The 9,573-nt window shown below is 61.1% G+C and carries 9 protein-coding genes; 3 read left to right on the top strand and 6 right to left on the bottom strand.

Going from position 1 to position 9,573, the window contains the following annotated elements:
* Positions 1 to 136: 136 nt before the first annotated feature.
* The gene (locus tag HMPREF3142_RS18990; RefSeq protein WP_008805511.1) at positions 137 to 928 is read right to left on the bottom strand and encodes a MoaF C-terminal domain-containing protein; all 792 of its coding nucleotides are present in this window, start codon (positions 926 to 928) and stop codon (positions 137 to 139) included.
* Positions 929 to 953: 25 nt separating this feature from the next.
* On the bottom strand, positions 954 to 1,730 hold the full coding sequence (locus HMPREF3142_RS18985) for an SDR family NAD(P)-dependent oxidoreductase (RefSeq protein ID WP_063266812.1): 777 nt from the start codon (positions 1,728 to 1,730) through the stop codon (positions 954 to 956).
* Between the two features lie 509 nt (positions 1,731 to 2,239).
* Here HMPREF3142_RS18985 and HMPREF3142_RS18980 point away from each other — a divergent pair.
* From HMPREF3142_RS18980 to HMPREF3142_RS18970, 3 genes are all read left to right on the top strand, one after another.
* The gene (locus HMPREF3142_RS18980) at positions 2,240 to 2,923 is read left to right on the top strand and encodes a response regulator transcription factor (protein ID WP_012968769.1); all 684 of its coding nucleotides are present in this window, start codon (positions 2,240 to 2,242) and stop codon (positions 2,921 to 2,923) included.
* Positions 2,924 to 3,039: 116 nt separating this feature from the next.
* Positions 3,040 to 4,212, top strand: coding sequence for an MFS transporter (locus tag HMPREF3142_RS18975; RefSeq protein WP_012542539.1), 1,173 nt, complete (start codon positions 3,040 to 3,042; stop codon positions 4,210 to 4,212).
* Between the two features lie 16 nt (positions 4,213 to 4,228).
* Positions 4,229 to 5,344: a class II histone deacetylase gene (locus HMPREF3142_RS18970; protein WP_032734918.1), complete on the top strand. Its 1,116-nt coding sequence runs from the start codon at positions 4,229 to 4,231 to the stop codon at positions 5,342 to 5,344.
* 6 nt (positions 5,345 to 5,350) lie between these two features.
* On the opposite strand, the gene HMPREF3142_RS18965 is transcribed toward HMPREF3142_RS18970, so the two are convergent.
* From HMPREF3142_RS18965 to HMPREF3142_RS18950, 4 genes are all read right to left on the bottom strand, one after another.
* Positions 5,351 to 5,944, bottom strand: coding sequence for a DUF3156 family protein (locus HMPREF3142_RS18965; protein ID WP_070612317.1), 594 nt, complete (start codon positions 5,942 to 5,944; stop codon positions 5,351 to 5,353).
* The gene (locus HMPREF3142_RS18960) at positions 5,922 to 7,421 is read right to left on the bottom strand and encodes an APC family permease (protein WP_038422219.1); all 1,500 of its coding nucleotides are present in this window, start codon (positions 7,419 to 7,421) and stop codon (positions 5,922 to 5,924) included. The genes HMPREF3142_RS18965 and HMPREF3142_RS18960 overlap by 23 nt, the downstream gene beginning before the upstream one ends.
* A 439-nt stretch (positions 7,422 to 7,860) precedes the next feature.
* Entirely contained in the window at positions 7,861 to 8,226 is a 366-nt protein-coding gene (locus HMPREF3142_RS18955; protein ID WP_002892824.1) for a cupin domain-containing protein, read from the bottom strand.
* Between the two features lie 13 nt (positions 8,227 to 8,239).
* The gene (locus HMPREF3142_RS18950; protein ID WP_012542535.1) at positions 8,240 to 9,541 is read right to left on the bottom strand and encodes an NAD(P)/FAD-dependent oxidoreductase; all 1,302 of its coding nucleotides are present in this window, start codon (positions 9,539 to 9,541) and stop codon (positions 8,240 to 8,242) included.
* Positions 9,542 to 9,573 lie beyond the last annotated feature (32 nt).

The following is a 9,573-nucleotide window of genomic DNA, read 5'->3' as shown; positions in this document are numbered from 1 at the left end:
GTCAGCACCGGCAGTTTCAGTCGCACAAGTGGGTAAATTAATGACTGGCTGCTCGGACCGTAGGCCGGGTCAGGCGCAGCCGCCACCCGGCGAAATGACGGGTGTGGTGCCTGAAAGCGTGCCCGGCGGCGCCCCTTTATTCCTGATGGCGGGTGACGTTGAGGATCTTCGCGCTGGCGCCGACCGGGAAATTGCTGAGGGCGCCGAAATCGCTGCCCTGATAGCCCATGATCTTGCCGTCGGTGCGCATCTGCTGCAGATCGATCAGGATCACCCCCAGCGTGGGAATGATTTTCTCCCGCCAGACGAACAGATAGAGATCCTCAGCCACCTGCACATAGTGGCAGCGATCGACATCCGCCAGCCCCTTTTCCACACCGTCCAGACACTGCCAGGTGTAAAAATTGTCGTTGAGATAGATGTGCTCATAGCGCTCGGTCGGGCTGTAGGTGTACTGATTGCGCATGCCAATGAGCGCATCGGTAAAGTCCGGCAGCGGCCCCGACTGCTCATCCAGGCGGGCAAAAACAAACCGTGCCTCTACCGCGGTCAGCGGCAGGCCTTGCTCCACCCGGCTGAAGGCGTCCAGCCGCGCGGCGGCTTCGTCCGGCAGCTGGCCGTAGACCAGGGTGGCGTTGCGCTGTGTCAGGTTGCATACCGCGCTAATGCTGGCGTTATCCCGCTCCGGGTCAAGGAAGTCGATAAACAGAATGTCCGGGCGCAGGGCGGTTGCCCGCCAGGGCGCGCGCTTGTCGTTCCAGCTGAGCGTCTGGTCATCTTCGATAACCAACTGCTGCGGCTTACTGCCTGCGACATAAAAAGTAAAGGTTTCGCCGGCGGGCAGGCTGGTGGTGGCGAGTAAATTACCGTGTGGCGCAAAACCATCGGCCAGCGCGCCGACCTGGATAAATACGGCTTCTGAAGTCATAGGGGCTCCTGAACAGAGTAGGGCGTTAGGCAAACGCCAGAGTGGGAACATCGACGATACTGGCGCCGCCGTCGGCGACCAGCGTGGCGCCGCTGATGATGGCGGCCTGCGGCGAACAGAGAAACTGACAGGCCTCGGCTATCTCCTCGGGGCTGGCGGGGCGGCGCAGCGGAACATCGCGACAGACCCGCTGATAAGCCTCCGTCAGCAATAGCCCTTCTGCCTGCATCAGCGGGCGCATCTCTTCATCCGCCATCGGCGTCGTGACCCAGCCGGGACAGATGGCGTTGGCGCGTACCCCCTGTGGGCCGTAATCGCGGGCGACGGAACGCATCAGGCCAATTAAGGCGTGTTTGGCGGTGACGTAGCCGCAGGCCTGCGGCCCGGCGGCGAGTGAGGCGATGGAGGCGACAAACAGGACATTGCCTCGGCGGGCAATGAGCGAGGGCAGACAGGCGCGAACGCTGGCGAACGCGCTGGTGAGATTGCTGTCCAGCGCCTCGCGCCACTGGCTGTCGCTGGTCTCGGCGGCGGGGCTGTTGCCCATCCCGCCGGCGCTGCAGATGAGGACATCAATACCGCCAGCCTGGTCGAGGATCGCCGGCAGCAGCCGCTGACCCCAGACCTCGCCGTCGGCGGCATCGCCCACCAGCGCCGTGGCGCCGGTCTCATCGGCGACAGCCTGCAATGGCGCTTCGCGCCGTCCGGTAATAAACACCCGGTCGCCCGCGGCGCACATCAGCCGCGCGCAGGCGGCGCCAATTCCGGTTCCACCGCCGGTGATCACCACGACTCTCGCCATTCGCTCTCTCCTGTTATGGGGTCTTCGATTACCTTAAAAAGCGCGTCAGGTCCCGGCTATCGTCCGGAAGAACGATAGCCGTGGCGGTTAATGGATCTCTCTCACAGGGCGCCGTTCTCATTATTTCGGCAACAGCGGGTCAGGCGTCATCACATGATTACGCCGCGGCGAAAATTAATTGCATCCTGTTAAGGGTATAAGTGAAAAAAAACAGAAATCCATCGTTCTTTAGGATGAGAATGACGCGTCGGGGATAGGTTTTTTTTATCACCAGGGGCAGGTACGCCGGGTGTTAATCTTTTTTGTTTATATTTTAACGCGGCTATCGTAAAGCATGGCGGGTGTGTTTTTTAAATGCTTTATATAACAATGATTTGTTGAAAATTATGTAACGGCTATCACATTGTTAATATGTTAATGATTGTGTTACTTAAATGTGAAATGTATGCTTCAATTATCAGTAGTCATCCATGTGTCATGTACCATCATCTCGACGGGGAGGCCCTATCATGTCTGCTTTGTTAAAAGCCAGCCGTAATGATGCGATAATAGCCCGTTGTTTACAGACTATTTCCCAGCTAATTCCACTGACTTCAGCGGTCTTTTATCGAGTAAATAATCGTTTAAAACCCGAAAGCTATATATTGCATAATATTTCCGATAATACGCACCAACAATATCTGGAAAACTTCCAGCCGCTGGATCCGCTTCTGCCCTCGCATTTTAGCCACCAGAACACCACCGTGGCGGCGATGACGCCGCGGCTCTGCGACCGCAACCGCCATTACTATCATGAATTCATGTTGCCGAATAACGTACGCGACATGACCGAGATCTTTATTCGCCGCGAGCGGCGGATCATCGCCGGTATCTCGCTGATGCGCGACGTGCCTTTCTCCAGCGAAGAGCGCCAGCGGGCTCAGGCGGTGCTGCCGCTGGTGGAGCTGGCCATTCGCGACTGTCTGCAGGAAGACGATGACCTGCCCGCCATCCTGACGGCGAAAGAGCGGGAAATCGTCGGCATGGTGCGCGAAGGCGCCAGCAATAAGCTGATTGCCCGCCAGCTGGATATCTCGCTCTCGACGGTAAAAACGCACCTGCGCAACATTTTCGCCAAGACCGAAGTGGTCAATCGTACCGAACTGGTTTCCCGAACCTGGATGCCGGCCGCTCAGCGTACGCTGCATCTGTGATCTGACTTTCGCATCCCGCGCGCGCCGTGGCAGCACGGCGTTTTCCTGATGCCTGTGGGTATCACTCCCTGGAGGATCCTCCGGGGGGAGGCTTTTTTGACCGGAGCACGCCTACGATGTCGAGTACCCCTCTCACTGATAATGCGCTTTCCCGGCCCGCCGGGCTGGTGGTCTCCCTGCGTTTGCTGGCGGCGATCGTGATTTTTGCCGCTATTGCGCCGGGTATTCTGATGACCGCGCCGGCGGTGGCGGCGCAGCTGGCCAGCGAATGGCAGCTTAAACCTGGGCAGATCGGCTGGCTGTTCTCGGCGGAGCTGGGGGCGATGAGTCTGGCGACGCTCCCGGCGTGGTGGTGGATGAGCCGCCTCGACTGGCGGCGGGTCGCCCTGATGGCCGGGGTGGTGTTTCTGACCGCCAACCTCGCCTCGGCGGTGGTCACCCAGTACGAGACGCTGCTGGCGGCGCGCTTTCTCGCCTCGCTGGCGGGCGGCACGCTGATGATTTTGTGTATCAGCTGCGCGGCGGGGACGCCGAACCCGTCGCGGGTCTACGCCTTTTGGGTGCTCGGGCAACTGCTGTTAGGCATGCTTGGCCTGCTGGTGCTGCCCGGCCTGTTCGCGACCTTTGGCCTGAAGGTGGTTTATCTGATCCTCGCCGCCATTATGCTCTGCTGTTTGCCGCTGGTGTCCGCTTTCCCTCCGCGCTTTCAACCGCTCTCTGCCTCCCACCAGCAGCCGTCGACGGCGCTGTGGCGTCAGGCGCTGGCGGTGCTGGCGGTACTCACTTTCTATATCAGCCTCAGCGCAGTGTGGACCTTTATCGGCACCATCGGCAGCGCGGCGGGGCTAACCCCGACGCAGGTCGGTCTGGTGCTGGCGGCGGCGACGGTTTGCGGCATTATCGGCGCCGGCGGCGCGGCGCTGCGGGGTACCCAGCGGGCCGATCGTTTACCGGTGTGGCTGGGCTACGGCCTGCTGATCGTCAGCGTTGGGCTGCTGATCGGCCAGCCGCTGCTGGTGCGCTACGCCATCGCGGCGCTGCTGTTTAAGTTCACCTGGACCTTCGTGCTGCCCTTTATTCTTGCCCGTGTGGCCGGGCTCGATAGCAACGGCCGGCTGATGAACAGCATCAATCTGGTGATCGGCGGCGGCATGGCGGCCGGTCCGGCCTTAGCCGGGGCCTTACTGCAGCGTTTTGCCAGCGCCGACCCGCTGCTGGCGGCGGCAGGCGTCTGCGCGCTGCTGTCATTGATTTTGATTGCGGCGGCGTCCGCCGCCGGGAAGAGTTAGCCCACGGGAGGATAGAGTGAAAAGAAAAACCGGTTTCTTCTTTGATGAACGTTGTTTCTGGCACAGTACCGGCCTGCACGCGGTGACGCTGCCGGTGGGCGGGTGGGTGCAGCCGCCCGCCGGTGGCGGCCATGCTGAATCGCCGGAGACCAAACGGCGGATGAAAAACCTGATGGACGTCTCCGGGCTGACGCCGCAGCTGGCGCTGCGCAGCGCGGCGCCGGCGAGCCTTGAGGACCTGCGGCGGATCCACCCCGACAGCTATCTGGAGCGCTTCAAGGCGATCAGCGATAACGGCGGTGGCATGCTCGGCAAAGAGGCGCCGCTGGGGCCGGGCAGTTATGAAATCGCCTGTCTTTCCGCCGGGCTGGCCTGTGCGGCGGTGGAAGCGGTGCTGGAGGGGGAGCTGGATAATGCCTATTCGCTGTCGCGCCCGCCCGGACACCACTGTCTGCCGGACCAGTCGATGGGATTTTGTTTCCTCGCCAATATTCCCATTGCCGTCGAGCGGGCGAAAGCGCAGCTGGGGCTGGGCAAGGTGGCGATCATTGACTGGGATGTTCACCACGGCAACGGCACCCAGCATATCTACCTGCAGCGCGACGACGTACTGACTATCTCCTTGCATCAGGACGGCTGCTTCCCGCCGGGCTACGCCGGCGAGGACGATCGCGGCGTGGGCGCGGGCGAAGGTTACAACATTAATATTCCGCTGCTGGCCGGGGCGGGGGATGACAGCTGGCGCTATGCGCTGGAAACTATCGTCATTCCTGCGCTGGCGCGTTTTGAGCCGGAGCTGATTATTATCGCCTGCGGCTATGACGCCAACGCCATGGATCCATTAGCGCGGATGCAGCTACATAGCGACAGCTTCCGGGCGATGACCGAACAGGTCCAGCAGGCGGCGGATCGCCTGTGCGGCGGGAAACTGGTGATGGTGCACGAGGGCGGCTACGCCGAATCCTACGTGCCGTTCTGCGGCCTGGCGGTGATGGAAACGCTGAGCGGTATCCGTACCGAGGTCCAGGATCCGCTGCGGGAATTTATTCAGCAGCAGCAGCCGCGGGCGGAGTTCGCGCAGTTCCAGAGGCAGGCTATCGATCGGCTGGCGCAACGGTTTGGTCTGCTATAAAACGCCTCAGCTTCCCCGCTGTGATGGCGGGGAAGTCAATGCTTTCCCTTCTGCGATTCCACCGCGCATCCACTGACTTACCGCCTGATTAAACATCGCCAGCACGCTTAGCAGCAGCATCCGCTGCTGCGCTTCCAGCCGCAGATAACGGCGCAGCGGCGGCATTTTACAGACCACTTCGCTGGCGGCCCAGGGTTCAATGCTGCAGCGCCAGCCGCTACTATCAAAGGTCAGCGAAAAGCGGCGGTAATCCAGCTCGCTTAAGGTCTGCTGGAGATTAGGAAAACCGTTGAGATAGCTGGCGAGTTCCTCGCTGCCTTTGCCGCCGATAAAGCGGATCGGCTGGCGTTTCCACCAGCCGGATTGATGGGCGCGAATGTTACCGCGCACGGGCCGGGTCACCGGCCCCTCGACGACAAACTCGCAGCTGTGAATGCTGGCCATAAACAGCCGCTTCTGACGCACGCTGAAGGTCACGGCGGTGGCGTCGTTCAATCGCAGCAATGCGCTGCGTTCGCTCAGCTTTTCGCACGGCCAGCCCGCCAGATCGCGCTGCACCGCGTTCATTAACGGCGTCTCAAACCAGGGGACGGAGGACATCTGGCGTCATCTCCCCGCGGGTCTGTTTTTCATAATTGTTGATGGCGCGCTCCACCACCTCTTCCACTACCAGCGGCTTGAACGGATTGACGCGCTGCACACACACCGTCCAGAACAGGGCGTAAGCGGCGGTCAGGCCGAGCATTATGCCGAACGGTACCAGCACCTGGCGGCTGTCCATCCCGGGCGGCGTGATATTGACGATAGCGATGATGATCCCGACGCTGGAGATAATCTGCGGCAGCGGGAACCACGGCGAGCGGTAGGCGCGCGGCAGGTCCGGGCGGCGAATGCGCAGCATCACCACCGACAGCGTCACCAGCAGATAGGCGACGCCCCAGGCGCAGACCGCGGCGAGGATCAGCGGCACGATGCGGTCCAGATCGCCGTTCAGATACCAGGCGTGCAGGCAGGGGATCGCCACCCCGATGGCGATGGCGATCACCGGCGTCTTAAAGCGCGGGTGCAGCCAGGTCAGGAAACGGGGCAGCGCGCCGTCCAGCGCCATGCCGTAGATAATACGCGGCACGGCGGCCATCAGCGTATTGATGGTGGCGCAGCCGGCCAGCAGCAGCCCAACCCCCAGCCAGTACTGGCCGGCGTGGCCCATCACCCGTTCGGCGAAGGCCGGGATCGCCATCGGTGTATCCAGCAGATGGACGTTGTTGGCCGCGTCGAGCACGGTATTCTCCACCTGGCGGTTGATCGCCGCGCCGTAGATAAACATGCAGCTGGCGACCCCCAGCAGGCCCAGCGCCATCGCCCGCGGAATAGTGCGGTGGGCCTGTTTAATCTCCGGCGCCATCGGCGTCACCAGTTCGCAGCCGACGAACATAAACATCGCCATGCCGATATAGCCGAACAGACCGTTGATATCGCTGATGTTCAGCGGCGTGCCGAACCAGCCGGAAAGATGAGTCACCGGCGCCATAAAAATGCCACACAGGCCGAAAATAGTCAGTGTGGTCCACATGCCGAAGGTCAGCACCACTTCGACCTTGCCGAAGATTTCCACGCCGATGGCGTTGAGCAAGCCGAAAATCACCACCATGCCGACACCCACCATCCAGGTGTTCTGGTGGGCGGCCATCTGAGCGTTGATCGATTCGAAGTTTACCAGCGCCATAATGCCCGCCAGGATCGTCTCCGCCGTCCCGGCGAAAATATGGACGATCAGATAGGCGCACAGCGCGCCGGTGATAGCGAAGAAGCGGCCCATGCCGCAGGCGATATAGTCGTACACCGAACCGGTGGTAGGAATGAGCGTCGCCGCCTCGGCAAAGGTGGTGACCTGCGCCTGCATCATAATAAAGGCCAGCAGCACCGCCAGCGCGAAGGTATCGCCGCCCATGCCGAAGCCGCTGGTGACCGTCAGGATCACCGGGCTGGCCATGATCAGCCCGACGGAGCTGGCGAGGGTGGTCGGGAAGCCGACGACGCCGCGCTCAAGATGGCTGGCGAGTCTGTTACTAAACATAGTCAACCTCTGCACAATAATGGGGTAGGGCAGGGAATAGCCAGCGCCACTCCCGGATAGTCATAATTTAGGCGGGCATCCTGCTCAATGAATATCGTCCGGAAGGTGGAGGGCGGCGCATGATTCTGTGACGCAGTCGATGAATGTCGCGGTGGATAAACAACATGACCCCGAAAACCGGGGCCATCCGTCTTGCCACGTTGCGCGTATTTCTGCCGGATGGCGGCTGCGCCTTATCCGGCCTACGGTCCGTGCGGCCTGCCTTTAATTTATTCACCATGCTGACTGAAACGCCGGTGTTGGCGGCCTCAAAACCCCCGGTGGCGCTGCTGCTTACCGGGGCTACAGCGCTGTGCGATTTGGTAGCCCGGAGAAGGCGCAATGCGCCGCCTCCGGGTCCCCCTGTGCGCTCCCTGCGCCGCCGGGCATTATCAGCGTGTTAGCGCGTCTCGACGTTCGCCAGGTAGTGCTTCACAAAGCGCGGCGTCAGGATTTTCCACTCCACTTCGGTGCCCTGTTTAACAAACCAGCTGTCGCCCGGCGCAAAGCGCTGCGGCTCGCCACCGGCGACGGTCAGCTCCACTTCGCCTTCCAGCACGGTGGCATGCTCGGTAAACGGATAGGTCATGGTAAAGCTCCCCTCAGTGGACGAAAACAGTCCGCAGGTAAAGGCGTCCTGCGGCTCGCCGTAGATCATCGCCCCGGCCACCTGCGGGTCTCCCGCGGTCGGCGTCGCGCCGAGCAGGCTGACGCTGCCGATCGGCTGCAGGTCAGGTACCGGGTGTTTAAGTTTAAAAGCGTGCATAGCGTTCTCCTGGTTAACTCCGGCCTTTCCAGAAACCGGCGGTTTGATGCATCAATTTTCCGGCTGTGACTAATAGCAAGCGCAGGCTGTCACGGCCGTGGATGGTCGCGTGGGGGATGCTGCTCAGCAGGCGATAGCGGTCGGAACCGCCGTTGATCCCTTCGGCGAGGATTTTGCACACGATGTGCGACGGGGTGACGCCGAAGCCGGAGTACCCCTGGACGTAAAAGACGTTGTTGTGATCGCGTAGGGTGCCGATCTGCGGGAACAGGTTGGCGCTACAGGCCATCGGCCCGCCCCAGGCGAAATCGATCTTCACATCCTTCAGATAGGGGAAGACCTCCGCCAGCAGGGTGCGATTCCAGGCGGCGAAATCGTTCGGCGTATATTCCACAAAGCGAGTCGCGCTGCCGAACAACAGGCGATTTTCCCGGGTGACGCGGTAGTAGTTAATCACCGGGCGAATATCGCTGAAGGCGCCGCGCAGTGGGCTGATGCGCTCGATCAGTTCATCGGAAAGAGGCTCGGTCGACACCTGATAGGAGTAGGTCACCAGCGTCTTGTTGTAGATCTCCGGCTCCATATTGTTGAGGAAGCTGTCGCAGGCCCACAGTAGTTTGGCGGCTTTGACGCTGCCCATCGCGGTGCGTACCCGCACCTGTTTGCCGTAATTCACCTCCACCACTGGCGAGGATTCGAAGATCTTTACCCCCAGCGAATGGGCGGCCTGCGCCGAACCGAGCAGCATATTGAGCGAATGGATCTGCCCGCCGCCCATATGTTTCAGCGCGCCGCAGTAGACCTCGGAGCCAACCACCTGCTGCACCTCTTTGCCGGTATACAGTTCGATTTCTTCATCCGGGGTAGCGGCTTTAAACTCCTTCTCCCACTGGCGCAGCGTTTTGAGCTGCCGCTGGTTATAGGCGAGATAGCCGTAGCCGGGGACGAAATCGGCGTCGATATGGTATTTGCGGATGCGTTCGCGAATGATGCCCGCGCCGAGGTTGGCGATTTTAAACAGCGTCTCCAGCCCCTCTTTGCCGACGTGCTTTTTCACCGCTTCGATGTCGTGACCGATACCGGCCATCACCTGGCCGCCGTTGCGCCCGGTACCGCCGTAGCCAAGATGGCGCGCCTCCAGCACCACCACGTTGGTGATACCCTGTTCCGCCAGCTCAAGGGCGGTGTTAATCCCCGAGAAGCCGCCGCCGATAATCACCACGTCGGCTTCAATATCTTCCCGCAGCGCCGGGAAATGGAGGTGGTATTTCTTCGTCGCGCCGTAGTAGTTCAGCGCATCGATTTTAATGTTCATCGCGTTACCCTGTGGTCTTGCCTGGCTCAAGG

Origin of the sequence: Klebsiella sp. HMSC16C06 (genome assembly GCF_001808325.1) — a bacterium.
Taxonomy (GTDB): domain Bacteria; phylum Pseudomonadota; class Gammaproteobacteria; order Enterobacterales; family Enterobacteriaceae; genus Klebsiella; species Klebsiella variicola.
The sequence above is the reverse complement of the archived record's forward strand: the minus strand, read 5'-3'. Positions and strand labels throughout refer to the sequence as shown.